At 74.2% G+C, this 26,093-nt stretch carries 23 protein-coding genes and 1 pseudogene; 12 read left to right on the top strand and 12 right to left on the bottom strand.

What is annotated here, in order from left to right:
• Nucleotides 1-11 precede the first annotated feature (11 nt).
• Together SOY78_RS04700 and tpx are read right to left on the bottom strand one after the other, a co-directional pair.
• Nucleotides 12-1,193: a S1C family serine protease gene (locus SOY78_RS04700; protein WP_044659389.1), complete on the bottom strand. Its 1,182-nt coding sequence runs from the start codon at nucleotides 1,191-1,193 to the stop codon at nucleotides 12-14.
• Nucleotides 1,194-1,195: 2 nt separating this feature from the next.
• Nucleotides 1,196-1,696, bottom strand: a complete 501-nt coding sequence (tpx, locus tag SOY78_RS04695; protein ID WP_044659388.1) for a thiol peroxidase — start codon at nucleotides 1,694-1,696, stop codon at nucleotides 1,196-1,198.
• A gap of 81 nt (nucleotides 1,697-1,777) precedes the next feature.
• Here tpx and SOY78_RS04690 point away from each other — a divergent pair, with 81 nt between their 5' ends.
• The gene (locus SOY78_RS04690) at nucleotides 1,778-2,680 is read left to right on the top strand and encodes a patatin-like phospholipase family protein (RefSeq protein WP_041105041.1); all 903 of its coding nucleotides are present in this window, start codon (nucleotides 1,778-1,780) and stop codon (nucleotides 2,678-2,680) included.
• Nucleotides 2,681-2,704: 24 nt separating this feature from the next.
• Here the strand turns inward: SOY78_RS04690 and SOY78_RS04685 are convergent, their stop codons facing one another.
• Nucleotides 2,705-3,244 (bottom strand): PACE efflux transporter, encoded by a 540-nt coding sequence (locus tag SOY78_RS04685; RefSeq protein WP_041105039.1) that lies wholly within the window; start codon nucleotides 3,242-3,244, stop codon nucleotides 2,705-2,707.
• A gap of 129 nt (nucleotides 3,245-3,373) precedes the next feature.
• Here SOY78_RS04685 and SOY78_RS04680 point away from each other — a divergent pair, with 129 nt between their 5' ends.
• Nucleotides 3,374-3,892 carry a ferritin gene (locus SOY78_RS04680; RefSeq protein ID WP_041105037.1) on the top strand — a complete coding sequence of 173 codons (519 nt, stop codon included), beginning with the start codon at nucleotides 3,374-3,376 and terminating at the stop codon, nucleotides 3,890-3,892.
• A gap of 145 nt (nucleotides 3,893-4,037) precedes the next feature.
• Nucleotides 4,038-4,988 carry a DUF808 domain-containing protein gene (locus tag SOY78_RS04675; RefSeq protein WP_324701867.1) on the top strand — a complete coding sequence of 317 codons (951 nt, stop codon included), beginning with the start codon at nucleotides 4,038-4,040 and terminating at the stop codon, nucleotides 4,986-4,988.
• Nucleotides 4,989-5,114: 126 nt separating this feature from the next.
• Here the strand turns inward: SOY78_RS04675 and SOY78_RS04670 are convergent, their stop codons facing one another.
• Nucleotides 5,115-5,948, bottom strand: a complete 834-nt coding sequence (locus SOY78_RS04670) for an alpha/beta fold hydrolase (protein ID WP_324701866.1) — start codon at nucleotides 5,946-5,948, stop codon at nucleotides 5,115-5,117.
• A gap of 128 nt (nucleotides 5,949-6,076) precedes the next feature.
• Here SOY78_RS04670 and SOY78_RS04665 point away from each other — a divergent pair, with 128 nt between their 5' ends.
• The 4 genes from SOY78_RS04665 to SOY78_RS04650 are packed head-to-tail and all read left to right on the top strand — an operon-like array spanning nucleotide 6,077 to nucleotide 10,210.
• A complete protein-coding gene (locus SOY78_RS04665) occupies nucleotides 6,077-6,799 on the top strand; it encodes an NUDIX hydrolase (RefSeq protein ID WP_324701865.1) in 723 nt (240 codons plus the stop codon).
• On the top strand, nucleotides 6,796-8,124 hold the full coding sequence (gene nadA / locus SOY78_RS04660) for a quinolinate synthase NadA (protein WP_036316443.1): 1,329 nt from the start codon (nucleotides 6,796-6,798) through the stop codon (nucleotides 8,122-8,124). Before SOY78_RS04665 ends, nadA begins: the two co-directional genes overlap by 4 nt.
• Complete coding sequence (gene nadC, locus SOY78_RS04655) at nucleotides 8,121-9,041, top strand: carboxylating nicotinate-nucleotide diphosphorylase (protein ID WP_324701864.1); 921 nt, start codon at nucleotides 8,121-8,123, stop codon at nucleotides 9,039-9,041. Before nadA ends, nadC begins: the two co-directional genes overlap by 4 nt.
• On the top strand, nucleotides 9,038-10,210 hold the full coding sequence (locus SOY78_RS04650; protein WP_317676384.1) for a cysteine desulfurase family protein: 1,173 nt from the start codon (nucleotides 9,038-9,040) through the stop codon (nucleotides 10,208-10,210). Before nadC ends, SOY78_RS04650 begins: the two co-directional genes overlap by 4 nt.
• 60 nt (nucleotides 10,211-10,270) lie before the next feature.
• Here SOY78_RS04650 and SOY78_RS04645 read toward each other — a convergent pair whose 3' ends face one another.
• Genes SOY78_RS04645 through SOY78_RS04635 form a run of 3 tightly spaced genes read right to left on the bottom strand, consistent with a single transcriptional unit; the run spans nucleotide 10,271 to nucleotide 12,467 of the window.
• Nucleotides 10,271-11,278 carry a glycine betaine ABC transporter substrate-binding protein gene (locus tag SOY78_RS04645; RefSeq protein ID WP_317676386.1) on the bottom strand — a complete coding sequence of 336 codons (1,008 nt, stop codon included), beginning with the start codon at nucleotides 11,276-11,278 and terminating at the stop codon, nucleotides 10,271-10,273.
• Nucleotides 11,275-12,027 (bottom strand): ABC transporter permease, encoded by a 753-nt coding sequence (locus SOY78_RS04640; RefSeq protein ID WP_270618319.1) that lies wholly within the window; start codon nucleotides 12,025-12,027, stop codon nucleotides 11,275-11,277. The genes SOY78_RS04645 and SOY78_RS04640 overlap by 4 nt, the downstream gene beginning before the upstream one ends.
• Nucleotides 12,024-12,467 (bottom strand): hypothetical protein, encoded by a 444-nt coding sequence (locus SOY78_RS04635; RefSeq protein WP_396824095.1) that lies wholly within the window; start codon nucleotides 12,465-12,467, stop codon nucleotides 12,024-12,026. Before SOY78_RS04635 ends, SOY78_RS04640 begins: the two co-directional genes overlap by 4 nt.
• A gap of 101 nt (nucleotides 12,468-12,568) precedes the next feature.
• Between SOY78_RS04635 and SOY78_RS04630 the strand changes: the two genes are divergently transcribed.
• A complete protein-coding gene (locus tag SOY78_RS04630) occupies nucleotides 12,569-13,870 on the top strand; it encodes a dicarboxylate/amino acid:cation symporter (protein ID WP_134416724.1) in 1,302 nt (433 codons plus the stop codon).
• A gap of 73 nt (nucleotides 13,871-13,943) precedes the next feature.
• On the opposite strand, the pseudogene SOY78_RS04625 reads toward SOY78_RS04630, so the two are convergent.
• Nucleotides 13,944-15,424, bottom strand: a pseudogene (locus SOY78_RS04625) (sugar porter family MFS transporter).
• 139 nt (nucleotides 15,425-15,563) lie between these two features.
• On the opposite strand from SOY78_RS04625, the gene SOY78_RS04620 reads away from it, so the two are divergent.
• Nucleotides 15,564-17,306: a bifunctional 3'-5' exonuclease/DNA polymerase gene (locus SOY78_RS04620; protein WP_324701863.1), complete on the top strand. Its 1,743-nt coding sequence runs from the start codon at nucleotides 15,564-15,566 to the stop codon at nucleotides 17,304-17,306.
• Nucleotides 17,307-17,320: 14 nt separating this feature from the next.
• Here the strand turns inward: SOY78_RS04620 and SOY78_RS04615 are convergent, their stop codons facing one another.
• Nucleotides 17,321-18,571 (bottom strand): hypothetical protein, encoded by a 1,251-nt coding sequence (locus SOY78_RS04615; protein WP_324701862.1) that lies wholly within the window; start codon nucleotides 18,569-18,571, stop codon nucleotides 17,321-17,323.
• Nucleotides 18,572-18,810: 239 nt separating this feature from the next.
• Here SOY78_RS04615 and SOY78_RS04610 point away from each other — a divergent pair, with 239 nt between their 5' ends.
• Nucleotides 18,811-20,256, top strand: a complete 1,446-nt coding sequence (locus SOY78_RS04610) for an MFS transporter (RefSeq protein WP_324701861.1) — start codon at nucleotides 18,811-18,813, stop codon at nucleotides 20,254-20,256.
• Nucleotides 20,249-20,704 carry an alternative ribosome rescue aminoacyl-tRNA hydrolase ArfB gene (gene arfB / locus SOY78_RS04605; RefSeq protein WP_036316421.1) on the top strand — a complete coding sequence of 152 codons (456 nt, stop codon included), beginning with the start codon at nucleotides 20,249-20,251 and terminating at the stop codon, nucleotides 20,702-20,704. The genes SOY78_RS04610 and arfB overlap by 8 nt, the downstream gene beginning before the upstream one ends.
• Nucleotides 20,705-20,731: 27 nt before the next feature.
• Here arfB and SOY78_RS04600 read toward each other — a convergent pair whose 3' ends face one another.
• A complete protein-coding gene (locus tag SOY78_RS04600; protein ID WP_134416730.1) occupies nucleotides 20,732-21,721 on the bottom strand; it encodes a cation diffusion facilitator family transporter in 990 nt (329 codons plus the stop codon).
• 143 nt (nucleotides 21,722-21,864) lie between these two features.
• On the opposite strand from SOY78_RS04600, the gene SOY78_RS04595 reads away from it, so the two are divergent.
• Nucleotides 21,865-22,995, top strand: a complete 1,131-nt coding sequence (locus SOY78_RS04595) for a saccharopine dehydrogenase family protein (protein ID WP_145950510.1) — start codon at nucleotides 21,865-21,867, stop codon at nucleotides 22,993-22,995.
• Between the two features lie 28 nt (nucleotides 22,996-23,023).
• Here the strand turns inward: SOY78_RS04595 and SOY78_RS04590 are convergent, their stop codons facing one another.
• A complete protein-coding gene (locus SOY78_RS04590; RefSeq protein WP_324701860.1) occupies nucleotides 23,024-24,676 on the bottom strand; it encodes an ABC1 kinase family protein in 1,653 nt (550 codons plus the stop codon).
• Nucleotides 24,677-24,719: 43 nt separating this feature from the next.
• Nucleotides 24,720-26,042: a DUF4921 family protein gene (locus SOY78_RS04585; protein WP_324701859.1), complete on the bottom strand. Its 1,323-nt coding sequence runs from the start codon at nucleotides 26,040-26,042 to the stop codon at nucleotides 24,720-24,722.
• Nucleotides 26,043-26,093 lie beyond the last annotated feature (51 nt).

The following is a 26,093-nucleotide window of genomic DNA, read 5'->3' as shown; positions in this document are numbered from 1 at the left end:
CGGGGGGCCGGTCAGTTCACGAGGGCCGGCTGCAGGACCGCCTCGGCCTCGCGCACCTCGCCGTCGGCGGTGCGCCACTGGACGGTGATCCGGTCCCCCACGTTGTGGTCGTTGACCAGGCGGGACATCCGGGAGGCGTCGTCGCCGACGGTCCGCCCCTCGATCTCGAGGATGACATCGCCCTCGACCAGGCCGATCTGCTCGGCGGCGGAGCCCGCGTCCACCTGCATGACCACGACGCCGACGTCGGGATCCGCGCCGACCATGATGCCCAGGGCGCCGTCCGCACCGATGCTCACGGTGTCCGTCTCCTCGCCCGAGAGGACCTGGTCCGCCACGTCGAAGGCCACCTCCAGCGGGATCGCGAAGCCGTCCACCTCGTCTGCGGTGGTCCCGTCGCTGGCTGCCACGGTCACGCCGACCACCTGGCCGGCGTCGTCCACCACCGGGCCGCCGGAGTAGCCGGGCACGACGTCCGCGTCCGTCTGGATCAGGCCGGACAGGCGCGCGTACTGATCGGTGCCCTCGGCCGCGGCCATGATCGAGCGGTCCGTGCCGAGCACGGTGCCGCGCACGGCCGTCAGATAACCCTGGCCTCCGCCGTTGCCGACGGCGGCCACCTGGTCCCCGCGCCGCACCGGGTCCAGCGAGACGCTGGCCACCGGCAGGTCTGAGACGCCCTCGACGTCGAGCACCGCGATGTCGTGCTCGGCATCGCGCCCGAGCACCGTGGCCGTGTGCCGCGCGCCGGTGTCCGCGACCACCACGTGCACCTCCGAGGAGTCCTCGACCACGTGGTAGTTGGTCACCGCCAGCCCGTCCGGGGAGAGCACCATGCCGGTCCCCGTGCCGGTGCGGGCGCCGAGGGCGGTCTCCACGAGGAGGATGCCCGGGGCGTCCGCGACCGGCTGGCCCGGGTCCAGGGACGAGCCGTCGTGGGCCGATGCGGACCAGTCCACCGTCACGCCGTCGTGGACGTGGGTCAGGCCCGCCGCGAGCTCGCCCGCCTCCCGTGCCGGGGCCTCGGCGGCGGGCACGGTCGGGGCGGAGTCCGCGGCGACGTCGACCATCCGGCCGGCGAGGAGCGCGGTGAGGCCCCCCGCCAGGACCAGCGCCCCGAGCACGCCGAACAGCGCGATGACGAACGCCAGGGGCGAGCGTCGTGCGCGCGGCGGCCAGCCCGGCGGCGTCACGCTCAGCCCCGGGCGGCCGCCAGGGCGGCCTCGTAGTCCGGCTCCTCGGAGATCTCGGGGACGAGCTGGGCATGACGGACCACGCCGTCGGCATCGACCACGACGACGGCGCGGGCCAGCAGGCCCTCGAGCGGACCGTCGGTCATGCGCACGCCGTAGTCGCCGCCGAACGACGAGCGGAACACAGAGCCGCTGCGGACGTGGTCGATGCCCTCGACCGAGCAGAAGCGCGCGGCGGCGAACGGCAGGTCCGCGGACACGGCCACGACGGTGGTGTCCCCGAGGTCCGCGACGCGGGAGTCGAACTCGCGGACGGAGGCGGCGCACACGCCGGTGTCCAGGGACGGGAAGATGTTCAGGATCACGCGGCGGCCGCGCAGCTCCCGCAGGGTCACCGGGGACAGGTCCGCCCCGGTGAGGGTGAAGTCGGGGGCGGGGGAACCCACCTGGGGCAGCTCACCGACGGTGTGGACGGGGGTGCTCTTCATGTGGGTCGTCGCCATGGGGACAGCCTAGGATGGGCGCGGCCGGACGGGAGCACTCCCCGCCCGGCTCGGCGGACGGCGAACACGGAGGGACCGACCATGACCGAGCCCATGACGTCCAACGTCACCGACACGGCCCTGCTGTTCGAGGGCGGGGGCATGCGCGCCGCGCTCACCTCGGCCGTGGTGGCGGAACTGCTGCGCGAGCGGATCCACGTGGACTTCGTGGCCGGCATCTCGGCGGGCTCGTCCAACGCCGTGAACTACCTGTCCCGCGACCCGGCCCGTGCGCGGCGCTCGTTCGTGGACTTCGCCGACGATCCTCGGTTCGGCAACTGGCTGAGCTTCGTGCGCGGCAAGGGCCTGTTCAACGCCGAGTACATCTACGAGCACGCCGGCCTGCCCGAGGCGGACCTGCCCTACGACTTCGCCACGTTCCGCGCGAACCCCGCCCGGCTCGTGCTGGGCGGGTTCGACGCCGCGAGCGGCGAGACCCGCTGGTGGGACCGCTCCGACATGACCACCCTGACCGACCTGATGGTCCGCGTCCGCGCGTCGTCCACGATGCCGGTCCTCATGCCCCCCGTGCACGCCGAGGGCACCGTGTTCGTGGACGGCGCCCTCGGCGTGGACGGCGGGATCCCGCTGACCGCGGCGGAGGACGCGGGGTTCGAGAAGGTCCTCGTGGTCCTGACCCGGGAGCGCGGGTACGTGAAGCGGCCCGAGCGGTTCCCCTCGTTCTATCAGCGCACCTTCCGGCGCTACCCCGCCGTCGCGGACGCGCTGCTCACGCGCTGGCGCCGGTACAACGCCACCCGCGAGCGCCTGTTCGAGATGGAGCGGCAGGGACGGGCCTATCTGTTCGTGCCCGAGACCATGCCCATCGCCAACGGCGAGCGGTCCGTGGCCAAGCTGGCCGCCGCCCACGAGCTCGGCCTGGACCAGGTGCGCCGCGAGATGCCCGCGATCCGCGCGTTCCTGGGGCTGCCGGCGTCCCGCTGAGCCGCGCCTGCTCCGAGCGGCGGGTCAGGCCTCGGCGCGGGCGGCCGAGTCCGGCAGGCCGAACACCGAGTCGAACGCATAGGCGTACACCGCGGCGTAGACGAGGAAGAACACGAGCAGGCCGGCCTCGATGAGGAACGCCTCCCCCAGCCCGATGCCGAGGATCAGCGCCACCGCGGGCACGAGGAACACGATCAGCCCGCCCTCGAAGCCGACGGCGTGGGCCACGCGCACCCACCAGGGCCGGCCCGTGATCCCGAGGCGGCGTTCGAGGGTCTCGAACACCGAGTTGAACACGATGTTCCACAGCAGGGCCACGGTCGAGGACACGACCGCCACGGCGAGCGAGGGCCCGCCGCCGTTGCCGAGCGCCGCCAGGATCACGGTGGTGAAGAGGATGGCGAGCAGCTCGAAGACCACCGCGTAGACCACGCGGCGCAGCAGGGGCGTCCGGAACACGCGGCGGCGCACGAGCGCGTCCCGGCCCCCCGGGCCCCGCGGCACGTCGGAGGGCGGCGTCGACACGGGGTCGACGCCCGGGCGGGCGCGGCGGGTCTCGGACACGGCGCCCAGCCTAGGGCTGGCACCGCGGGGCGCCGAATCCGGCGGAACCGGCCGCCCGCCGTCGTCGCTCCTCGATGAGGGGCGGGCGCGCCTTCACCGCGCCCCGGCCGCCTGCCTAGAGTTCGAGGCATGAAGCTCACCGATGACCTGCTGCAGAAGTTCAACGAACAGATCACCCTCGAGTTCGAGGCGTCCATGGTCTACCGCCAGCTCGCGATCGCCGCCGACGACCTGGACCTGTCCGGGATGGCCGCGTGGCTGCGGCACCAGGCGGACGAGGAGATCGTCCACGCGAACAAGTTCATCGACCACGTCGCCGACCGGGACAGCTTCCCGACGATCGGCGCCATCCCGGCCCCGCCCGTGCAGGCCGGCCTGTCGGCCCTGGAGATCTTCCGGGCCGCGCTCGCGCACGAGCAGAAGGTCTCCGAGGCGATCCGCGAGCTGTACCGGGCCACCGAGTCCGCGGGCGACCTCAACTCGCGCCCGCTGCTGAACTGGTTCCTGGACGAGCAGATCGAGGAGGAGGCCACCGTCTCCGAGATCGTGGGCCAGCTCGAGCTCGTCGGCGATGACGGCTCGGGCCTGCTCCGCATCGACGGCCGCCTGGGCTCCCGTCCCGTGGAGACCACCGAGAACGACGCCTGAGCCCACCGGCGGCCTCGTCGGCCGCGCACGCACCGGCCCGGTCCCCCACGGGACCGGGCCGGTGCGTGTCCGTCCCCGCCGCTATGCTCGACCTGCGCCCTGCCCGCGCACCGGCGCGCCCGTCGGCCCCACCCCAGGAGGAACCATGGTCGGACTCGTAGCCCTGCTCGACGACGTCGCCGCCCTCGCCCGCCTCGCCGCCGCGAGCGTGGACGACGTGGCCGCAGGGGCGGGACGCGCCGCGGCCAAGGCGGCGGGTGTGGTGGTCGACGACGCCGCGGTGACCCCGCAGTACATGGCCGGCGCAGCCGCGGCCCGCGAGCTGCCGATGATCTGGCGGATCACCAAGGGCTCCCTGCGCAACAAGCTCGTGTTCATCCTGCCCGCCCTGCTGCTGCTCGACTGGCTCGCCCCCTGGATCCTGCCGTGGCTGCTGCTGGCCGGCGGCACCTACCTGTCCTATGAGGGCGCGCACAAGGTGTGGGGCAAGCTCACCGGCCACGGGCATGCCGACGACGAGGAGCCCGCCGTCGAGCGGGGTCCGGAGGCCGAGGACACCGTGGTGCGCGGGGCCATCACCACGGACTTCATCCTGTCCCTGGAGATCATGGTCATCTCCATGAACGAGGTGGCCGACCTGGGCTTCTGGATGCAGGCGGCGATCCTGGCGGTGGTGGCCGTCGTCATCACCGCGGGCGTGTACGGGGTGGTGGGGCTGATCGTGAAGATGGACGACGTCGGCCTGCACCTGCACCAGAACGCCTCGACCTCCGGCGGCCGTTCGTTCGGCGCCGGGCTGGTCAAGGCCATGCCGCACGTGCTGCGCGTGGTGACCGTCATCGGCACCGTGGCGATGCTCTGGGTGGGCGGCCACATCGCCCTCGTGGAGCTGGACGCGCTGGGCGTGCCGTGGCCCTACTACGCCGTGCAGCACGGGATCGTCGAGCCCGTCACGCACGCCGCCGGCGCGTTCCTCGGCTGGCTCACGGAGACCGCGACGTCGGCCGTGTGGGGCCTGCTCTGGGGCTCGGTCGCGCTCGGGGTGGTCCTGCTCGTGGGACGCCTGCGCGGAAAGAAGGCCGCGCCCGCCCACTGATGCGGCGGCCGACGGGTCCACGCCCACCCGCGCCCGACGCCGAGGCCCGCAGACGCGCCGCTACGCACGGAACGTAGCGGCGCGTCTGCGGGCCTCAACGCTGTCTCCGTCTCCCGGCGGGCCTCGTCAGTCGGCGGTGAGGAAGGTGCGCACCGCGGAGACGAAGGCCTCGGGCTGGTCGGCGTGCAGCCAGTGGCCGGCGTCGCGGACGGTCACGCGCACGACGCGCGGGAACAGCTCCTTCATCCGCGGCACGTCCTCGTCCTGGACGTAGTCCGACTCGGCGCCGGCCAGCCACAGGACCGGATGGTCGAACACGCGCTCCGGGTCCTCGGGGACCACCGGGTCCGGGAACGAGCCGATCTCCCGCAGGTGCTCGAAGAGCATGGCCACATTGGGCTGCCACGCGAAGTGGTCGCCCGTGCGCCGCAGGTTCTGCAGCAGGAAACCGCGCACCCGCGCGTCGTGGACGTGCTCGGCCATGGCGGCGTCGACCTCGGCCCGCGAGTCGTACGCGTCCAGGTCCATGCGCAGCATGGTGCCCAGCAGGTGGGCGAACTCGTCCGTGGCCTGCGGCGAGACCCGCGGGGAGATGTCCTCCACGATCAGCCGGTCCACGAGGTCCGGGTGCCGCAGGGCGAGCACCATCGCGACCTTGCCCCCCATCGAGTGGCCCAGCAGATGGACCGGCCCGTCGGCGGCGAGCCCGGCGCGCAGGTGGGCGGCCACCCGGTCCGCGATCTCGCGGTAGTCCACCCGGTCGGTCCAGGGCGAGGCGCCGTGGTCCGGCAGATCGATCAGCTCCACCGTGAAGTCGTCGCCCAGCTCCTTGGCCGGGCCGGTGAAGTTCCGGCCGCGGCCCATGAGGCCGTGCAGGAACGCGACGCGGCGCGAGCCCTCCCCGATGCGGGTGGAGGCCAGGGGGGCGTCGGACGGGGCGGAGGCGGCGGTTGTGTTCACCCGACTCAGGCTAGCGCGGGACCGCACCGGCGCCTCACCCGACTTACAGTCATCTTGACCCTCTGAGATGGGCGGGAACAGTGTCATACTGACCAGAACAGCCCCGCCAGTCCACTCCGGGAGGTCCCATGCCCGTCGCTGAGGCCCGCGTCAGCGTCGCCGTGTCCACGGCCGTCTTCGGCGTGCGCGCGGACGCCCCCGGGGCGCCCCGCCTGCATGTGGCCCTCGTGCCGCGGATGCGCGAGCCGTTCCTGGACCGGTGGGCGCTGCCGGGCGCGTGGCTCGGCGCGGACGAGGAGCTGGCCGACGTCGCCGCACGCGTGGCCGCCGAGTGCGTGCCCGGCCCCGTCCGTCGCCTCGAGCAGCTGGCGGCGTTCGGCGCCGTGGACCGCTCCCCCACCGGACGCGTCCTCACGGTGGCCCACTGGGCGCTCAGCCCCGCCCTGGACGACGACGGCGCCGCCCCGGCGTCCAGCCCGGACCCGGACGTGGCCGGGCTGCCCATCGGGGTCCATGTGCGCTGGCACCGGGCCGACGCGCCGCCCGCGCTGGCGTTCGACCACGCGCAGATCCTGGCGGCGGCCGTGGCGCGCCTGCGCGCGGACCTACCGCGAGCCGGCGTCGGGCACGCGCTGCTGGGACCCTACTTCACCCTCGCCGAGCTGCGCGCCGTGCACGAGGCCGTCCTCGGCCGCGGCCTCGACGCCGCCAACTTCCGCCGCGCCACCCTCGCCGCCGGGACCCTCGAGGAGACCGGCGAGGTCCGCGGCGGCACCCCGCACCGCCCGCCCAAGCTCTACCGCTACCGGCCCGCCGTTGACCACCAGCCCCGACCCAGGAGTCACCCATGACCACCCCGACCGGGACCACCGCCTCGGTGGCCCGCACCCTGACCCTGATCGACAAGGACGCCGCGCGCGGCTCCTCGTGCTCCCCCGACCTGACCCGCGGCCCCTGGGCGTTCGACGCCGGCCTGCCCGCCTACGGCCCCGGCGCATCGCAGGACGACGCCGTCCCGGCCGACGCCCCCGTGCAGGGCCGCATCCCCGAGGAGTACCAGCGGGCCTCGGACGAGGAGCTCCACGCCCGGATCAGCGCGGCGCGGCAGACGCTCGGCGAACGCGTCGTCGTGCTGGGCCACTTCTACCAGCGCGACGAGGTCGTCCAGCACGCCGACTTCGTGGGCGACTCCTTCCAGCTCGCGCGCGCCTCCCAGGGCCGGCCCGAGGCGGAGGCGATCGTGTTCTGCGGCGTGCACTTCATGGCGGAGACCGCGGACCTGCTCTCCACCCCGGACCAGGCCGTCATCCTGCCCAACCTCGCCGCCGGCTGCTCCATGGCGGACATGGCCGACCTGGACTCGGTCGAGGACGCGTGGGAGCAGCTCGAGGCGGTCTACGGCACCGAGCCGGACGACGACGGGCGCGTGCCCCTGCTGCCCGTGACCTACATGAACTCCTCCGCGGCCCTCAAGGGCTTCGTCGGCGAGCGCGGCGGCATCGTGTGCACGTCCTCCAACGCCTCGGCCGTGCTGGACTGGGCGTTCGAGCGTGCCCAGCGCGTCCTGTTCTTCCCGGACCAGCACCTGGGCCGGAACACGGGCCGCGCCAGGGGGATCCCACTCGAGCAGATGCCGACGTGGAACCCCCGCCTGCCGCTGGGCGGGAACTCCGAGGACGCCCTGCGAGACGCGAAGGTCCTGCTGTGGCACGGCTTCTGCTCGGTGCACCGCCGCTTCACCGTGGCGCAGATCGAGCAGGCCCGCGCCGAGCACCCGGACGTCCAGGTGATCGTGCACCCCGAGTGCCCCCTGCCCGTGGTGGAGGCCGCGGACTCCTCCGGGTCCACGGACTTCATCGTCAAGGCCATCCAGGCGGCGCCGGCCGGCTCGACCTTCGCGATCGGCACCGAGATCAACCTCGTGCAGCGCCTGGCCGCCCAGCACCCCGAGCACACGATCTTCTGCCTCGACCCCGTGATCTGCCCGTGCTCCACGATGTACCGCATCCACCCCGGCTACCTCGCGTGGGTGCTCGAGGAGCTCGTGGCCGGCCGCGTGGTCAACCGGATCACCGTGCCCGCGTCCGTGGCCGACCCGGCCCGCACCGCGCTCGAGCGAATGCTGGCCGTCGCGCCGAAGCAGTCGGCCGCGCAGTCCGCCGGGGCTGGGACGTGACCCCGGCCGACCGCGCCCCGACGACACCGGCCCCGCGGCCGGACGTGGAGCGGATCGTGGCCGCAGCGCTCGCCGAGGACGCGCCCTGGGGTGACGTCTCCTCGGAGGCCTTCGTCCCGGAGCAGGCCCGGATCACCGCGCGCGTGGTGGCCCGCGAGGCCGGGGTGCTCTCCGGCCCGAACGCCCTCGAGGCCGCCTTCCGGCTCGTCGACCCGGCCGTGTCCGTCACCCTGCACCTGGCCGACGGCGCCGACCTGTCCCCCGGCGCCGTCGTCGCCGAGGTCGCGGGCCCCGCCCGCTCGGTGCTGCGCGCCGAGCGCGTGGCGCTGAACCTCGTCCAGCGCCTGTCCGGGATCGCCACGACGACGGCCGCCCACGTGGCCGCCGTGCGCGCCGGCGGCGGGCACGCGCGGGTGGTGGACACCCGCAAGACCACCCCGGGTCTGCGCGTGCTCGAACGGCAGGCGGTGCGGGACGGAGGCGGGCACAACCACCGCTTCAGCCTCTCGGATGCCGTGATGCTCAAGGACAACCACCTGGCCGCGCTGGGGTTCGGCGGTGCCGGCGACCCGGGCGAGGCCCTCACCGCGGCCCTGCGCGCCGGGATGGCCCGCCTGCCGCACACCACCCACGTGGAGGTGGAGGTCGACCGGCTCGAGCAGATCCCGGCGGTGCTCGCCGCCGGGGTCGACACGATCATGCTGGACAACTTCTCGCCGGCCGAGCTGCGGGCCGGCGTCGAGCTCGTGGCGGGCCGCGCCGTCGTCGAGGCCTCCGGCGGGGTGAGCCTCGAGACGATCGGGGCGATCGCGGCCACGGGCGTGGACGTGATCTCGGTGGGAGCGCTGACCCATACCGTCCAGTCCCTGGACCTGGGCCTGGACGCCGTGGTCGAGGAGGTCTCGCCGCGCCGATGAGCACCACCCTCGACCTGGACCACGCGGCCACCGCGCCCGTCCGGCGCAGCGCGCTGGAGGCGATGTGGCCCGCACTCACCGGCGTCTACGGCAACCCGTCCTCGGCGCACGAGGCCGGCCGGGCGGCGGCGGCCCTGCTCGAGGACGCCCGCGCGCGGGTGGCCCGCGCGATCGGCGCCCGGGCCGGGCAGGTCGTGTTCACCTCGGGCGGCACGGAGGCCGACGCGCTCGCCGTGCTCGGCACGGTGCGCGCCCGGATCCTCGCCGGGCGCCCGGCGGGCCACGTGCTGACCACGGGGATCGAGCACAGCGCGGTGCGGCAGTCCTGTGACCAGCTGGCCCGGCTGCACGGCGTCGAGGTCGAGCACCTCGCGCTGGACCGTGACGGGCTGACCTCCGCGGACGACCTCGCCGCCCGCCTGCGCCCGGACACCGCGCTGGTCAGCGTGCACCTGGCCCACAACGAGGTGGGCACGGTGCAGCCGGTGGCCGAACTGGCCGCCGTCGCCCGGGAGGCGGGCGTGCCCCTGCACGTGGACGCGGTGCAGGCCGCCGGCCAGGTGTCGGTGGACGTGACGTTCCTCGGCGCGGACCTCGTGGCCCTGTCCGGGCACAAGGTGGGCGGGCCCAAGGGCGTCGGCGCCCTGTGGGTGCGCGGTGGCCACGAGCTCGAGCCGCTCGTGCCCGGCGGCGGCCAGGAGCGCGGGCGCCGCTCGGGGACGTCGAACGTCGCCGGGGCCGCGGGGTTCGCCGCGGCCCTCGAGGAGGCCGAGGCCGAGCGGCGCGCGCACGCGACGCACTGGACACGGCTGCGGGACGACTTCGCGGCGCGGGTGCTTGATGGCGTCCGGGGCGTGGCCCCGGGGGCGCGGCTGACGGGCCACCCCGAGCGGCGGCTGCCCCGCCATGCCTCGTTCGTGCTGCCGGGCCTCCACGGCGAGTCCGTGCTGGAGGAGGCGGCCCGGCGCGGTGTGCTGGCCTCGGCGGGCTCCGCGTGCTCGGCGCACTCCGAAGAGCCCTCCCCCGCCCTGCTCGCCCTGGGCCTCACCGAGGACGAGGCGCGCACCGCACTGCGCTGCACGTTCGGCCCGGAGGCGGACGCGGCGCTGCTCGACGCCGCCGCGGACGCGATCGTGGGCGCCGTCCGGGCGGTCGGCGCGCTGCGCTGACGAGATGCCGTCAGTCCGGGACGCGGGTCCGCCCGGCACACGAGCGCTCGGGCCGCGGCCTCACTCGGTGATGAGCCCCTCCTCGAGCAGCCAGTCCCACGCCACCTGCGTGGGCTCCTGGCCCTCGACGTCCACTCGCGCGTTCAGCCGTGCCGCCGTCTCGTTGTCCAGGCGCTCGATCATGGGCGCCAGCAGCCGTGCGATCCCCGGGTGCGCGTCCAGGACCTCCTGGCGGATGATCGGGGCCGCGTTGTACTGCGGGAAGAAGGAGAGCGGATCTTCGAGCGTCGTCAGGTCCAGGGCGGCGATGCGCCCGTCCGTGGAGTAGGCCTCGCCGAACGTGCAGGAGCCGTCCGCCACCGCGGAGAACACTGCGCCGATGTCCATCTGGCGCAGCCTCTCCCCCGTGGGCGGCTCGACGCCGTAGGCCTCGAGCATCGGCACGAACCCGTCGTTGCGGGCGGCGAACTCGGCGCTGACGCAGAAGCTCTGCTCCGCCACGGGGATTGCGGCGATGTCCGCGAGGGACTCCACGCCCAGCTCGGCGGCCCGGTCCTGGCGCACCGAGAACGTGTACGTGTTGTTCAGCTCCGCCGGGGGCAGCCACACGAGGCCCCGTCCGGCGTCCTCATTGCGCACGGCCTCCCACTGCTCCTGGGCGCCGGGCACCGGGTCGGTGTGGCCGAGGTAGGTGATCCACGCGGTGCCCGTGTAGTCCCACTGCACGTCCACCACGCCCTCCACCTGCGCCTGGCGGGCGCTGAGCGAGCCCGGCATGTTGGTGAGGTCCTCGACGTCCGCGCCGGCGGACTGCAGCAGGATCGCGGTGATCTTGCCCAGGACCACGCCCTCGTTGAAGTTCTTCGAGCCCACGGACACCGCGGCACCCTCGAGGCTGATCCCGGCGGCGTCGCCGGCCGGGACGCCCGAGGGCAGGTGGCCGCCCGCGGTGCTCAGCCCGCACCCAGACAGGACCAGGGAGGCCGCCAGGCCGAGCGCGGCGATCGCGGCACGGGCGGGGGTCCGGCCGCGGCGGCGGGATGGGGTGGTCGCGCGCGGGGTGGTCATGCGAGCCCCCTCGGGGTGGCCAGCGTCTCGACGAGGCGGCCGATCCACTCGATCATCAGGGCGAGGGCGGCCACCAGGATCGCCCCCGAGACGAGCAGCGGGAAACGGAACAGGACGATCCCGGTCTGGATGAGCAGGCCGAGGCCGCCCGCGTCGATGAACGTCGCGAACGCCCCGGTGCCCACCAGCAGCACCAGGGCGGTCCGCAGACCCGCCATGATCACGGGCAGGGCCAGGGGCAGCTCCACCCGGAGGAGGGTCTGCAGCGGCGACATGCCCATGCCGCGGGCCGCCTCGACGACGGTGGGGTCGACGCCCCGCAGCCCGGCCAGGGTGTTGGCCAGCACGGGCAGGAACGCGTAGAGGGACAGTGCCAGGACGGCGACCCGGAAGCCGAACCCCCACGCCATGGCGAGCAGGACGATCACACCGATCACGGGAGCGGCCTGGCCGGCGTTGGCCAGCCCCATGGCGACGGGGGTGAACCGCCGGGCGGCGGGGCGGCTCAGCAGCACGCCGAGCGGGACGGCCGTCGCCACGACCAGAACGGTGGACACGCCGACGAGGGCCAGGTGCTCGGCGGTGAGGCGCAGGACGGTGGGCCAGGTCAGCAGCCGGGCCTCGACGTCGTCGAGGGCGGCTCCGCGCACCCAGACGGTCCACCCGATCAGCAGGGCGGCCACCAGCAGCGGCAGGCCGATCAGGAGCAGGCGGTCCTCGGTGGAGGCCGCACGCAGCCGGGCGATCATGGCGGAGCCCGCTCGTCGCTGGCGCGGGCGTGCGCGCGCAGTGTCGGATAGTCGAGCAGACCGATGACCGTGCCATCACGGACCACGGCGATCTCCTCCGTCGGGGCGGTGACCAGCGCGGCGAGGGCCTCGCTGATCGGGGTGGCCGCGTCGAGCACGGGCCCGCCCGGCAGCGGGCCCGTCGGGTGCGGTGCGATCGGGCGCAGCGGCAGCGAGTCGACCGACCGCAGCCCCAGCCGCTTGAGCCCCGCTCCCGACCCCACGAAGTCGGCCACGAACTCGGTGGCCGGCCGCGCCAGGACCTCTTCGGGGGTGGCGTACTGGGCCACGTGCGCGCCGGGTTCGAGCACCAGGATCCGGTCGCCCAGGAGCACGGCCTCGTCCACGTCGTGGGTGACCATCACGATGGTCTTGCCCACCCTGGCCTGGATGTCGAGCATCTCCTGCTGCAGGCGCTCACGGGTGAGGGGGTCGCCGGCACCGCCACGGATGGCCTACCGACCGGGCGACGGGCAGGACGGCCTGCGCTAGCGTGTCGGCCATGTCTCGCTCCCACTCCGACGCCCTCGACGCGTCCGGCACCGACTCCGGGGGCGCCGTCGCCGCGCCCCGCCGCCGCGTCGGCCTGCTGCCCCGCATCCTCCTCGCGATCGTGGCCGGCGTCCTCGTCGGCCTGGTCGCGCCGACCTGGCTCGTGCAGGCCTTCGCCACCTTCAACGGGCTGTTCTCGAACTTCCTGGGCTTCATCGTCCCGGTGCTGATCCTGGCGCTCGTCGCCCCCGCCATCGGCGACATCGGCCGGGGCGCGGGGAAGCTGCTGGCCCTGACCGGCGGCATCGCCTACGGCTCCACCCTGCTCGGCGGCTTCGGCGCCCTGCTGTTCTGCCTGCTCGTCTTCCCGCTGATCCTCACGCCCGGGTCCTTCGAGGCGATGGCCAACCCCGAGGACGCGCTGCTCGGCCCGCTGTTCGAGGTGCAGATGGACCCGCCCTTCGGCGTGATGACGGCCCTGCTGCTCGCGTTCGTGCTCGGCATCGGCCTGACGATGCTGCCGCGCGGCGCCCTCCACGAGAGCTTCGACCAGCTGCGATCGATCATCGAGCGGGTCGTCATGGGCCTGATCGTGCCGCTGCTGCCCGTCTACATCTTCGGCGTGTTCCTGAACATGACCGCCGCCGGCGAGGTCTTCGAGGTCATCACCACGTTCCTCGGCGTGATCCTGCTGGTCTTCGGCCTCACCGTGGTGCTGCTGCTCGTCCAGTACGTCGTCGCGGGCGCGATCACGGGCCGCAACCCGTTCACGGCCCTGAAGACGATGCTGCCGGCCTACGCGACGGCCCTGGGCACCTCGTCTTCGGCGGCGACCATCCCGGTGACCCTGCGCCAGACCCTGCTGCTCGGCGTGCGCCGGCCGATCGCCTCGTTCGTCGTGCCGCTGTGCGCGACGATCCACCTGGCCGGCTCCACGGTGAAGATCGTCTCGTTCTCCATCGCGGTGCTGTTCCTCTCGGGCCAGTCGATCGACGTCCCGGTGTTCGTGGGCTTCATCTTCATGCTGGGCGTCACCATGGTCGCGGCGCCCGGCGTGCCCGGCGGCGCGATCGTGGCGGCCTCGGGCCTGCTGTCCTCGATGCTCGGCTTCACCGAGCCGCAGGTCGCGCTCATGGTCGCCACGTACATCGCCATCGACTCCTTCGGCACCGCCACCAACGTGACCGGCGACGCCGCCATCGCGATGATCGTCGACAAGATCGCCGGAGACCGTCTCATCGAGGACTCCGAGGACGAGGGCCTGGAGCGCCTCGACGACGAGGAGGCCGCCACCGGCGCCGACGCCGGCTGACCCGCCCCGCACACACCACGGCCCCCTCCCTGTCAGAAGCTCCGGGAGGGGGCCGTCGTCGGGACGGGCGGTGTCAGCCGCGCAGGTCCCGCTCGGCCTCGGCGCGCACCGCGCGCCGCTGCCCCGGGGAGCGCACGACGACGTCGCTCATCTGCTCGAGCGTCTTGCCCTTGGTCTCGGGCACGAAGGCCGCCACGAAGGCCAGGGACAGCGCCGCCATGACCGCGTACAGGCCGTAGGCGAGGGTCAGGCCGATGTCCGCCAACCACGGGAACGTGGTGAAGACGGTGAAGTTCGCCGCCCACTGCGCGGCGGCGGCCACGGCGAGCGCGCCGGCGCGGATGCGGTTCGGGAACATCTCGCCCAGCAGCACCCAGACCAGCGGCCCCCAGGTGGCGCCGAAGAACACCACGAAGGCGTTCGCGGCCACCAGCGCCACCGTGGACCACGGCTGCGGCAGGGACACGGACTCGGCGCCGCCCGTCTGCGCGAAGGAGAAGGCCAGTGCCATCAGGCCGAGGCTGACCGTCATGCCGGCGGAGCCGGCGATCAGCATGGGGCGACGGCCGACGCGGTCCACCAGGGCGATCGCGATGAAGGTCACGGCGATGTTCGTGACCGAGGTGATCACGGTGACCGTGAGGGCGTCCGACTCCCCGAAGCCCACCGAACGCCACAGGGTGGTGGAGTAGTAGAAGATCACGTTGATGCCCACGGCCTGCTGGAAGACCGAGAGCAGGATGCCGATCCACACGATCGGCTGCAGGCCCGCCGCCGGTCCGCGCAGGTCCGCCAGCGACTCGCGGCGCTCCGAGTCCAGCGAGCGCCGGATGTCCTCGATCATCAGGTTCACCCGGTCCACACCGGTGAACTCGTGCAGGACCTCGGCCGCCTCGTCCGTGCGGCCGCGGGCGACCAGGTAGCGCGGGGACTCCGGCAGCTTCAGGGCGAACAGGCCGTACAGCACCGCCGGGACGGCCTCGGCCAGGAACATCCAGCGCCAGGCGTCGACGCCGAGCCAGAACGGCTGCGCCGCTCCCCCGGCCATCGTCGCGAAGAGCGCGCCCGTGAGGAGCGCGGCGAAGATGCCCAGGACGATCGCCAGCTGCTGGAGCGAGCCGAGGCGACCGCGCACATGGGCCGGGCTGACCTCCGCGATGTACGCCGGAGCGATCACGGACGCGGCGCCCACGCCCAGGCCGCCGACCATGCGCCAGACGATCAGGTCGACCACGCCGAACGCCAGACCCGAGCCGATGGCAGAGACCAGGAACAGCATCGCGGCGATCACCATCACGGGCACGCGGCCGCGGCGGTTGGCGATCGGCCCGGCGAACCAGGCGCCGAGTGCGCAGCCGATCAGCGCCGAGGAGACGGCGAAACCCGTGAGACCGGCGCCGAGGCCGAACTCCCCGGCGAGGCGTCCACGGCGCCGTTGATGACAGAGGTGTCGAAGCCGAACAGGAAACCGCCGAGCGCGGCGGCGACCGAGATGCCGACCACCTTGGCGTTGAGGCGAGACGTCGCGGCGCCGCCGGACCGGGTCGCTGTCATGGTGGGTCCTCTCTGGGTGGCGCCCGACGGCCCGCTGCGCGCCGGTGCGTCCGCACAGTGTCTTCTTCGCTCGGCGAGCGTGCAAGTCGCACAGCCCCTCGCCCCGCCCACGGTGAGGCGGCGGGGCAGAATGAGGGCCATGTTCGTCGTCCTGGGCCCCGCCCCCGCCTCCGTCGGCAGCCCCGGCACCTGGTGGGCCCTGGACGGGGAGGGCGATGACGCCGTTCCCCTGGGCTCCTGCGCCGCCGGGTCCGTGGCCGGGCTCGTGGCCGGTCTGCCCGCCCGCCTGGGCGTGGACCCGAGCACGGTCCGCTGGGTGCTCGCCGACGTCGGGACGGAGTACGCCGCCTGGCTGGCGGCGGGGGTGCGGGTGGATCGGTGCTGGGACCTGGCCCTCGTCCAGCGGATCCTGCGGCACGCGGCGACGGCGCCGGGCAGCGGGGTGCGTTACACGCCCGTGGCGCAGCTCGAGGTCGCCGACCCGACGGAGCCCGAGCGCCCGGCGCGGGTGCCCGCCGGTCAGGAGTCCTTCTTCGACCTGCCGGACGAGGCCGACCCGGCCCCGGACGTCACCGTGCTCGCGGCCGAGCTGGCCGCGCAGCGGGCCGCCGTCGAGGGCTCGGCCCACCCGCAGCGGCTGCGGCTGCTCGCGGCGGCGGAGTCGCAGGGTGCACTCGTGGCCGCGGAGATCCGGGCGGCGGGTCTGCCGTGGGACCGGGGCGTGCACGAGGCGCTCCTCGCCGAGCAGCTCGGCCCCCGGCCTGCCCCGGGCGAGCGTCCCGCCCGCCTGCAGGCCCTGGCCGAACGCATCGCCGACGTCCTGGGCTCCCCCGGGCTGAGCCCCGACTCGCAGCCCAGCCTGCTGCGGGCGCTGCAGACGACGGGCGTGGCCGTGGAGTCCACGCGGCAGTGGGACCTGAAGCACTGGATCGACGCCGGCGGCGCGGAGCGCGAGGCGCGGGCCGCGCTGCTCGCGCCGCTGCTGGAGTACAAGGCCCTGGCTCGGCTGTGGACGGCCAACGGCTGGCACTGGCTGGACCAGTGGATCGGCGACGACGGCCGGTTCCACGCCGCCTACCTGGTCGGCGGCGTGGTGACCGGGCGGTGGGCCGCCCACGGCGGCGGGGCCATGCAGGTCCCGGCCGGGGTGCGCGACGCCGTCCGCGCAGACTCCGGGTGGACGCTGACCGTGGCCGACGCCTCCCAGGTGGAGCCGCGCATCCTCGCCGCGATGGCCGCCGACCAGGCGCTGGCCCGTGCCGGGACCACGCCCGACCTGTACCGGGAGGTGGCGGAGCAGGGCCGGGCAGCCGGCACCGCGCTGGCCGACCGCGGGCGCGCGAAGATCGCCCTGCTGGGTGCGATGTACGGCTCGACGACGGGCGACTCCGCGGCGCTCATGCCACACCTGCGCCGGCTCTACCCCCGAGCGATCGGCCTGCTCGAACGGGCGGCCTCCGTCGGCGAGGGCGGCGGCCAGGTGTCCACGTGGCTGGGCCGCTGGTCCCCCGCACCGGGGCGGAAGTGGCAGGAGTCCGTGTCCGACGTCGGCACCCAGGCCGCCGAGTCCGCGGCCCGGCGACGGCGGCGCTCCCAGGGCCGCTTCACCCGGAACTTCGTGGTGCAGGGCACCGCAGCCGAGTGGGCGCTGTGCTGGATGGGCGAGATCCGCCGTCGACTGCGCTCGGCCGGCATGCGCACGGAACTCGTGTTCTTCGTCCACGACGAGGTCGTCCTGCACGGCCCGGCCACGGAGGCCGAGGCCGTGCGGACGGTCGTGACGGAGTCCGCGAGCGCCGCCGGCCGCCTGCTGTTCGGTCCCGCCCCCGTGGACTTCCCGCTCACCGTCTCCAGCGTGGGGTCGTACGCGGACGCGAAGTGAGGGGCGTTGGGGGGTCAGGCGTCGTCGTCGGCTGGCTCAATCTCCGCCCGCCGGGCTCGGATCTCCTCGGCCTTGGCGAGCATGCGCTCCTCGCGCTTGGCCTGCAGGGCCCGACCCAATCGGCTGGCGCCCTGCTTGGCGTCCACGGCGTTGGTCTCGACAACCGTCTTCACCTCACCCGCGAACCCCTGTGCGGCCTCCAACCACCGCTTCCCGGCAACACGCCCGAGGGCGTCGAGCTCGATGTCCGTGTGGGTCACGAACTCGAGCACCTGATCGGTCACGGCATTCGACCCCCGGGTGACGCGGCGCGAGCTGATCGGGTTGGCGACGTAACCGAGGTTCTTCAGGGTTCCTGCCTCGACGAGGGACTCGTTGATCCGCCGGAGTGCCTCAGCGATCCGTGCGGTGCGGTGCACCCGCGCGGCCACGAGGCCCTCGCGGTGCTCGGCCAGCAGCTCGGGTTCGTCCTCCTCCACGCGCGCCAGCTCGAGCAGCTGCTGTCGGTCCTGGACGGCCATCGAGCGGGCGAGCATGCCGAGCCAGAACTGGACGTCCTCCTCGGCCGCGCCGACGACCTTGGCCAGCTTGTCCACGTCTGCCTTGGACGCGATGACGCGGTCCGCGACGGCGGCCAGCTGCGAGACGGCTTCCGCCTGCACCTGCTGCAGCAGCAGCGAGTTCTGCTGAACCTTGGACCAGGTGACCGCGGAGACCCGTCCGGTCGATCCGTGGACGGCCTCGGCCTCCTCGATCGCGAAGACGATGCCGCCCAGCTGACCCGCGACCTCGAGCTTGCGCTGCTTCAGGAGGCGATCGAGCTTCTCGTCGATGAGGGCCAGATAGTCCTGGATGTCGTCGAGCGCGGCCATGATCTGCAGCTGGGTGGTGGCCGCCGCCAGTGCGGCCACGGCGGCGGGGTTGGCCGGCGGGGTCGCCGTGAACGAGAGGTGCTTCACGATCTGGCCTCCGGAACCGCCGGCGACGTCCTTGCGCCGCAGCACCCCCGAACTCAGGTTCTTCACGCCCAGGGCCTTGACCGTCTCGTAGGACTTGTCGTCCAGCCGGAGATAGCGCGCTCCCTCCAGCTGCGCCTGGGAAATCCCCTGCACCAGGGTGCCCAGCTTGGCCACGAGCGACGGCGTGACCACCTTCGCCCGCACGTCCTCTGCCCGGTCCAAAAGCTCGAGTGCCCGGGACGGGCCCCAGACCAGCAGGCCCTGGTCCGCCGCGAACACCTGCATCTCATCGTGCGTCTCGCTCATGCGTGAAGAGTACGGCCTTGCGGAGCAGTTCCGAGCCCCCGTCAGTTCGCCTTCTCCACCGCCGGGGACCGGAGGTGCCTCTGTCGATGGCCCCACGCCGGCGGGACGGGGCGGCAGGGCGACGGTCGCGGTCATGGCCTCCGTGCGCCGCACCGGGCCGAGGACCCTCGGACCTGGCACGATGCGGGACGAGGGCCGATCCTGGAGAGCGCCCGAGACACCCTTGTGAAGGAGACCGCATGCCCGTCGCCCCGCGTCCGTCCGACGGCGCCGCGTCCTCGGTCTTCACCCCGCACCAGCAGCGCATCCTCGCGGTGCTCCTCATCCCGATCTTCATGTCCCTGCTGGCCGTGTCCAGCATCAACGTGGCCCTGCCCGCCCTGCAGCGGGGCCTGGACGCCAGCGACGCGGAGCTGCAGTGGGCCATCTCCGGCTACACCCTCGTGTTCGGCATGGTGCTCGTGCCGGCGGGCCGGGCGGGTGACCTCTTCGGCCGCCGCCGGCTGTTCCTGGTGGGCCTCGGCGTGTTCGCGCTCGGTGCGCTCCTGTCCGGCCTGGCGCCCACGGGCGTCCTGCTCGTGCTCGCGCGCTTGGTCATGGGCGTGGGCGCGGGCCTGCTCAACCCGCAGGTCACCGGCTTCATCCAGGGCGAGTTCTCCGGCGCCTCCCGCGCCCGGGCGTTCGGGGCGCTCGGTGCCGTCGTCGGGGTGTCCGTGGCGGTGGGGCCGCTGCTCAGCGGCGGGCTCATCGCGTGGCTCGGCGGCGACCTCGGCTGGCGCGCGACCTTCCTGGTGAACGTGCCGATCGCCCTCGGCGCCCTGGTCGTGGCCCGCCACTGGCTGCCGCGCACCGTCCCCGAGCGGGCGCGGCGTCCGGACCTGGACCCGGTCGGCGTCGTCCTGCTGGCGGGCGCCCTCGTGGCCGTCATGCTCCCGTTCCTGGACCGTGAGCTCGGGCCGTGGCGGTTCGTGCTCGTGCCCGTCGGCATCGGCCTGGCCGCCCTCTGGACACGCTGGGAGGCCCGCTACGCCCGACGGGGCCGCGCCCCGATGGTGGACCTGCGCCTGTTCCAGACCCGCAGCTTCGCGTGCGGCGCCCTGCTGATCGCCATCTACTTCACCGGCTCGACCAGCATGTTCGTCGTGATCGCCATGTTCATGCAGAACGGGCTGGGCTACCCGGCGCTGCACGCCGCGCTCATCGGCCTGCCTTCGGCGGTCATGTCGAGCGTGATGTCCACCGTGGCCGGGCGCGTGGTGCTGCGCACGGGCCGGAAGATCGTCGTCCTCGGCATCGCGCTGGCGCTGCTCGCCGTCGTGGGCTCCATCGGGGTGGCGTGGGCCAACCGGGAGTTCGGCCTGAGTCCGTGGTGGCTGCTGCTCACCCTCGCCATCTTGGGTGCCGGGCAGGGGCTGGTGGTCTCCCCCAACCAGACCCTCAGCCTGGCCGAGGTCCCGCCGCGGCACTCCGGCACGGCCGGCGGCGTCCTGCAGACCGGCCAGCGCGTCGGCACGGCCGTCGGCACCGCCGTGATCGTGGGGGTGTTCCTGGGCGTCGCCTCCGGTGCCGACTGGGACGGGGCGTTCATGGCCGCCTTCGCGCTGGTGGCCGGGTGCATGGCCCTCGCGCTCCTCGTCGCACTCGCGGACCTGCGCGGACCACGGACGGCGGCCCCCCGTGGCTGAGCCCCGCCCCGGCGACGTGCGCGTCACCCCCGGCCCCGGCGCACCCCGCGGGCTGATCATCCCCGCGGGCGAACTCGTCGAACGCTTCTCCCACGCCTCCGGCCCGGGCGGTCAGGGCGTGAACACGGCGGACTCGCGGGTCCAGCTCAGCCTGGACCTGGCGGCCACCTCCGCCCTCGACGACGTCCAGCGCGCCCGCGTCCTCGCGCGGCTGGCGCCCCGGCTGGCCGGGACGGTCCTCACCGTCAGCGTGGCGGAGCACCGGGCCCAGTGGCGCAACCGGGTGGCCGCCCGCGAGCGGCTCGCGGCGCTGCTGCGCGAGGCCCTGGCCCCGCCGACGCCGCGGCGGGCCACGACGCCGACGCGCGGCTCCCGGCGGCGCCGCCTGGAGGCCAAACGCCGTCGCTCCGAGGTGAAGCGCACGCGCCGCCGCCCCGGCCTCGACTGAGGCCGCTCGCCCGCCGGCCGCGCGGGCTCAGACGCGGGTGTTCTGCGATTCCGGGGCCAGGGGCGCGTGGACGGGGTTGGACAGGGAGAGCACGACGGCGGCCACGCGCGGGTGTTCGAGGAGGGCGTCCTCCACGCGCTGGAGCAGGACCGCGGCCTCGCTCTCCCGCTCGTCCCCGGCCAGGTCCACGGCCCCGACGACGAAGAGCTTCTCCGGGCCGACGTACTCGAGGTGCAGGTAGCTCACGGAGAGCACCTCGGGCCGCTCCAGCAGCCAGCGCAGCACCCGGGTCCGGATCACCGGGTCGGCGACCTCGCCGACGAGGAACGCCATGTTCCGCGAGAGCAGGAAGATCGCGACGACCCCGAGCAGCACGCCCACGAGGATCGAGCCGGCGGCGTCCCACCGGGGGTCCCCGGTGAGCTGGTGCAGGGCGAGGGCGGCGGCCGCGATGGCCAGGCCGATCAGGGCCGAGGCGTCCTCCACCCACACGGCGCGCAGGGTGGGGTCCGAGGTCTGGCGCAGGAACGTGGCATCGCTGATGTGCCGCCGCTCCGCGTCGCCGCGGACGCGCCGGTGCGCGTTCAGGAACGAGATGCCCTCGAGCACGAACGCGACGGCGAGCACGATGTACGCGATCGTGTACTCCGCCTCCTCCTCGGGGGCGGACCAGGCCGTGATCCCGTGCCAGACCGAGACCGCCGAGCCCACCGCGAACAGGCCGAAGGCCGCGACCATCGACCACACGTAGGCCGCGCGCCCGTAGCCCAGCGGGTGCCGCGCGTCGGGGGCTAGGCCGGCCCGACGCTCCGCCAGCAGCAGGAAGACCTCATTGCCGGCGTCGGCCCAGGAGTGCGCGGCCTCCGCCACCATCGCGGCTGAGCCGGTGACCGCGCCCACGATCGACTTGACGACGGCGATCACCGTGTTCACGCCGAGGGCGATCAGGACGGTCAGCAGGCTCTCGCCGCCGGACTCGGCGGCGGGCGGGGCGACGGCGGGCGGGGTACGGGTCATCCCCCGAGTCTGCCCCTGCAGGCGGGTGCCGGGCCAGGCTCGCCATGTCCGGGTCCGCCGGTCCGGGAGCGCGAGAGGGGGTCCACGCGGATCGGCGTCGCCGAGCCCGTGAGGTCTCCGCGTGCGCGGCCTAGCGTGGGGCCATGACGGATTCTCCCCTGCACCTCGACCGCCCCGACGCCCCCCGCATCATCGTGCTCGGCGCGACGGGCTACGCCGGATCCCTCGTCGTGGACGCCCTCGTGGCCCAGGGCGCACGGCCCGTGCTGGCGGGCCGGAACCGGGACTCGCTCCAGCACGCGGCGAGGCGGCACGACGGGCTGGAGGTCGCCGTCGCCGACGCCGGTGACCCCGCCTCGCTGAGGGCCCTGGTCACGGAAGGCGATGTGCTGGTCTCCACGGTCGGCCCCTTCGAACGCTACGGCCGACCGGTCGCCCGCGCCGCCGCGGAGCGGGGCGCGCACTACGTGGACTCCACCGGTGAGGTCGGCTTCGTGAAGGACCTCAAGGCGGACCTGGACGCCACCGCCCGACGCACGGGCGCCACCCTGCTGCCCGCCCTCGGCTTCGACTACGCGCCGGGCATGCTCGCGGGCGGGCTCGCGCTGGCGGAGGCCGGTGGACGCGCACGGTCCCTGCAGATCGGCTACTTCGCCGACGGCGAGCTGGACCCGCGCGTCGACCTCAGCCACGGGACGCGCCAGACGATGGTGGGCGCCCTCACCGAGCGGACGATCACGTGGCGCGGCGGGCGGCTGGCGACCACGGGCCCGGCCAGCCGGTCGGCCGTCTTCCGGGTCGACGGGCAGGACCGCCGCGGCGTGCTGTTCGGCGGCACGGAGTCCCTGTTCCTGCCGCGGATGCAGCCCGGCCTGGATGAGGTCGAGGTCTTCAACGGCTGGTTCCCGGCCCGGCCCACGCAGATCGGCGCCGCCGCCCTCGGCGCGGTGGGGTGGCTCCCCGGCGTCGCCCGCGGCGTGCAGGCCCTGCTGCGGCCCTTGGCCGGGGACCCGGGTGGCCCCGACGCCGCAGACCGGGCCCGCACGGGCTCCCGGGTCGGGGCGATCGCGCGGGACGCGGCCGGCCGCGTCGTGGCGGACGTGCACCTGCGCGGCCCCAACGCCTACACGTTGACCGGGGACCTCATGGCCTGGGGCGCCCGTCAGCTCGCCGCAGGCCGGGCCCGCGAGGCCGGCGTCGTCAGCCCGATCCAGGCGTTCGGCCTCGACGACTTCGAGACGGCCTGCGCCGCGGTCGGCCTGGTGCGGGCATGATCCCGACGACTGACCCCGCCCGTGGCCCTCAGCGGGGGCGACGCCGCGGGCGGCTGATCCAGGCCAGATAGGCGCTGCCGCCGGTCAGGGCGGCGCCGCCGGCGGCCACCACCGGCCCGGCGAAGCGGCCGAGCCGGTCCTTGTACGCCACGAGCACGTTCGTGCCGCCGGTGATCATCGCGGCCACCACCATGGCGGCCACCACCCGGTCGCCCGTCCGCTCGAGGCGCGTCACGAGCGGCTCGAGCTCGCTCGCGCGGACGGTGACGTCGATCCCGCCGTCGTCGATGCGTTCCATCACCTTGCGGGCGTACTCCGGCAGGTCGATGCCGAGCTCGGCCGCCGCGATCGTGGCCCGGCCGATCCGGCCCGCCACCCGCCGGGGGTCGAGGTGCTCCCCCACGAGGCGCAGGGCGAACGGGTCGAGCACGCGGGTGTAGTCGAAGCCGGGGTGCAGGCGGCGGCCGATGCCGTCCACGATGATCAGCATCCGCAGCAGCTGCACGAGCTCGGGCGGCAGGGACAGCCGGTGGCGCCGCACCAGGGCGAAGATCTCCGAGATCAGCTGCGCCACGCGGATGTCCTCGAGCTCGCGCCCCTCGAGGCGGCCGACGATCCGGGCCACCTCCAGCCGGAGCCGACGGCGGTCCACCGGGCCGCGCGGCGGGGCGATGTCCAGCAGGGCCCGCACCAGCCCGTCGGTGTCCTGCCGGGCCAGCGCCATGGCCAGGCCCGCGAACCGGCGCCGGAGGGACGGGGAGATCCGCCCGACGGAGCCGAAGTCGATGAACCCGACGGTCCCGTCCGGCTCGATGAACAGGTTGCCCGGGTGCGGGTCCGCATGGAACACGCCGTGCTCGAACACCATGGCCAGCAGCACGTCGGCGGCCCGGTACGCCAGCTCCTCCCGGTCGATGCCGGCGGCGTCGAGTCCGGCCAGGTCGTCCACGCGCAGCCCGGAGAGCTCCTGCATGGTCAGCACGCGCGAGGTGGTCAGGTCCCACTCGATCCACGGGAACCGCACGCCCGGGGTGTCCCGGAAGCCGGCGGCGATCTCCTCGCAGGCCCGCGCCTCCACCACGTAGTCGAGCTCGGCGCGCAGCGAGCGGTCGAACTCGTCCACCATGGCCGGCACGTCCAGGTCGGCGAAGGTCCGTGAGGCCCGCGACCACGTGGCCGCCAGCGTCCGCAGGATCTCCAGGTCCGCCTGGGCCTGCTCCACCACACCGGGCTTGCGGACCTTCACGACGACGGCGCGCCCGTCGTGCAGGCGCGCACGGTGGGCCTGACCGATGGAGGCGGTGGCCAGGGGCGCCCGGTCGAACCAGGCGAACAGGGTGTCGACGTCGGCGCCGAGGTCCTCCTCGACCGTCCGGGCGACGGCCTCGAAGGGCACCGCCGTCGTGCTGTCCGTGAGGCGGGCGAACGCCGCGCAGTAGGCCTCGGGGAACACGTCCGGGCGCGCCGAGATCAGCTGCCCGAGCTTCACGAAGGTGACGCCCAGCTCCTCGAACGTGCGCACGAACAGCTCGGGGCGGGCCTCGGCGTCGATGCCCAGGTGCGGCTCCCCCTCCTCGAGGGGCAGCCACCGGGAGAGCCCGGCCTGCACGGCCGTGGCCATGAGGCCGTTGCGGGCCATGACGTGGGCGATCTCGCGGTAGCGCTGCAGGTGGAGGGCCATGACGCCCACGCTACCGACCGCGCGGAGGGACGGGCCCCGCCGCTCAGTCCGCGTACCGGAGCATGCCCGGCCGGACCCGCGCGTCGGCCCCGATCCGCATCCCGTCCGCGAGCGCGCCCGCCGCCCGCAGCTCCCGCAGCCTCGCCAGCACCCGGTCCCGCACGTCCCACGGGCTGAGGGTGTTGACGTTGATCTTGGTGGCGCCCTCGAAGCCGGCGAGAGTGGAGACGCGCCACTTGAGCATCACGCGCCACGGCATCGGGTCCGCGACGCCGGGCGGGCGGGTGTGCCACTCCTCGTTGGAGGGGACGTCCGGGCCGGTGGCCGCGTGGGCGGCGTGCAGCAGGTCGGACATGCCGCGCAGCTCGGCCGGGTCCTGCCGCCACGGCTCCCCCACCGGGCTCGTGGAGTAGACCTCGACCGTCGGGTACCGGTGGCCGAAGCCGGCGAACATCACGGCGTGCTCGTTCTCGGCGATGACGAGGTCGTGCGCCACGGCGACGTCCAGCGCGGCGTGGTTGAAGACCTGCGGGTCCTCGCGCAGCCGGTCGAGGGCGGCGGCGTTCTGCGCGCCGATCTCGTCGATGGCCACGAGCTGCTTGTGCAGGTGGTCGAAGGAGGCGCCGGCGGGCTTGAGCCAGTTCTGGAACACGGAGACGTACCGCACGGCGGGCGTGGTCGCGTAGAGGTCCCGCATCGCGTCGGCGGTGAGGGCCAGGAAGGCGTGGTGCTCGTCCGGGGTGAGGGTGCCCGAGGAGGCGAGCTGGTGGTCGTCCACGGCGTCGTCGACGAAGTGCCGCCGGGCGATCACCACGTCGTGCGTGCCGCCGAAGAATGCGGCCGACGCCGCGATCAGCTCCGCCTCGGACATCGCTGCAGCCTCCTCGGTGGAGCGGCCGGAGGCGCGCAGCTTCGCGGCGACGACGGCGCGCACGTGGGCGCGGCCGGCCTCGGTGGCCAGGTATTCGTCACGGCGGCGGCGCGCGTCCGGGGGAAGTTCATAGCCGTGGTTGAGACGCCAGTAGTTGTAGCTGAGGATCTCGAAGAGGTTGGGGACCCGGCGAAAGGCCGGGGTCGTCTCCTCGAGCCGCTCCGCGGCCGGGTGCCGCAGGATCTGCCAGGCCGGGGCGCCGTCGTCGGCCCTCATGGAGACGATGCGTGACTTCTCCGGCGGCGTCTCCAGCATCCGGTGCTCGCAGAAGGCGCAGTGCCGGCCGTGCTGGGCGGGGTCGAGCGGCTGCGGGGCGGGCCGGACGAGGCCGAGCGGGCGGTGGCCGCGGCCGGGCACGGTCCAGACCTCGGTACCGGTGAAGGGGTTGCGCTGCTTGACGGTGCCGTCCGGCAGTCGGGTGAGGGGCTCGCTCACAGACGGGTGCACGAGGCCAGGATACGAGGCGGTGCCGGCCCGGGCAGGCCG

Source organism: Micrococcus sp. HOU01, from assembly GCF_035609305.1.
Taxonomy (GTDB): Bacteria; Actinomycetota; Actinomycetes; order Actinomycetales; family Micrococcaceae; genus Micrococcus; species Micrococcus luteus.
The sequence above is the reverse complement of the archived record's forward strand: the minus strand, read 5'-3'. Positions and strand labels throughout refer to the sequence as shown.

Coding starts and splice junctions, on each gene's coding strand:
- SOY78_RS04665 (WP_324701865.1), top strand. CDS start 6,077: ATGCCCGTCGCTGAGGCCCGCGTCAGCGTCGCCGTGTCCACGGCCGTC.
- SOY78_RS04640 (WP_270618319.1), bottom strand. CDS start 12,027: ATGATCGCCCGGCTGCGTGCGGCCTCCACCGAGGACCGCCTGCTCCTG.
- SOY78_RS04675 (WP_324701867.1), top strand. CDS start 4,038: ATGGTCGGACTCGTAGCCCTGCTCGACGACGTCGCCGCCCTCGCCCGC.
- nadA (WP_036316443.1), top strand. CDS start 6,796: ATGACCACCCCGACCGGGACCACCGCCTCGGTGGCCCGCACCCTGACC.
- SOY78_RS04680 (WP_041105037.1), top strand. CDS start 3,374: ATGAAGCTCACCGATGACCTGCTGCAGAAGTTCAACGAACAGATCACC.
- SOY78_RS04595 (WP_145950510.1), top strand. CDS start 21,865: ATGACGGATTCTCCCCTGCACCTCGACCGCCCCGACGCCCCCCGCATC.
- SOY78_RS04600 (WP_134416730.1), bottom strand. CDS start 21,721: ATGACCCGTACCCCGCCCGCCGTCGCCCCGCCCGCCGCCGAGTCCGGC.
- SOY78_RS04615 (WP_324701862.1), bottom strand. CDS start 18,571: ATGAGCGAGACGCACGATGAGATGCAGGTGTTCGCGGCGGACCAGGGC.
- SOY78_RS04590 (WP_324701860.1), bottom strand. CDS start 24,676: ATGGCCCTCCACCTGCAGCGCTACCGCGAGATCGCCCACGTCATGGCC.
- SOY78_RS04645 (WP_317676386.1), bottom strand. CDS start 11,278: ATGACCACCCCGCGCGCGACCACCCCATCCCGCCGCCGCGGCCGGACC.
- SOY78_RS04630 (WP_134416724.1), top strand. CDS start 12,569: ATGTCTCGCTCCCACTCCGACGCCCTCGACGCGTCCGGCACCGACTCC.
- SOY78_RS04635 (WP_396824095.1), bottom strand. CDS start 12,467: ATGCTCGACATCCAGGCCAGGGTGGGCAAGACCATCGTGATGGTCACC.
- tpx (WP_044659388.1), bottom strand. CDS start 1,696: ATGGCGACGACCCACATGAAGAGCACCCCCGTCCACACCGTCGGTGAG.
- SOY78_RS04690 (WP_041105041.1), top strand. CDS start 1,778: ATGACCGAGCCCATGACGTCCAACGTCACCGACACGGCCCTGCTGTTC.
- SOY78_RS04620 (WP_324701863.1), top strand. CDS start 15,564: ATGTTCGTCGTCCTGGGCCCCGCCCCCGCCTCCGTCGGCAGCCCCGGC.
- SOY78_RS04610 (WP_324701861.1), top strand. CDS start 18,811: ATGCCCGTCGCCCCGCGTCCGTCCGACGGCGCCGCGTCCTCGGTCTTC.
- SOY78_RS04650 (WP_317676384.1), top strand. CDS start 9,038: ATGAGCACCACCCTCGACCTGGACCACGCGGCCACCGCGCCCGTCCGG.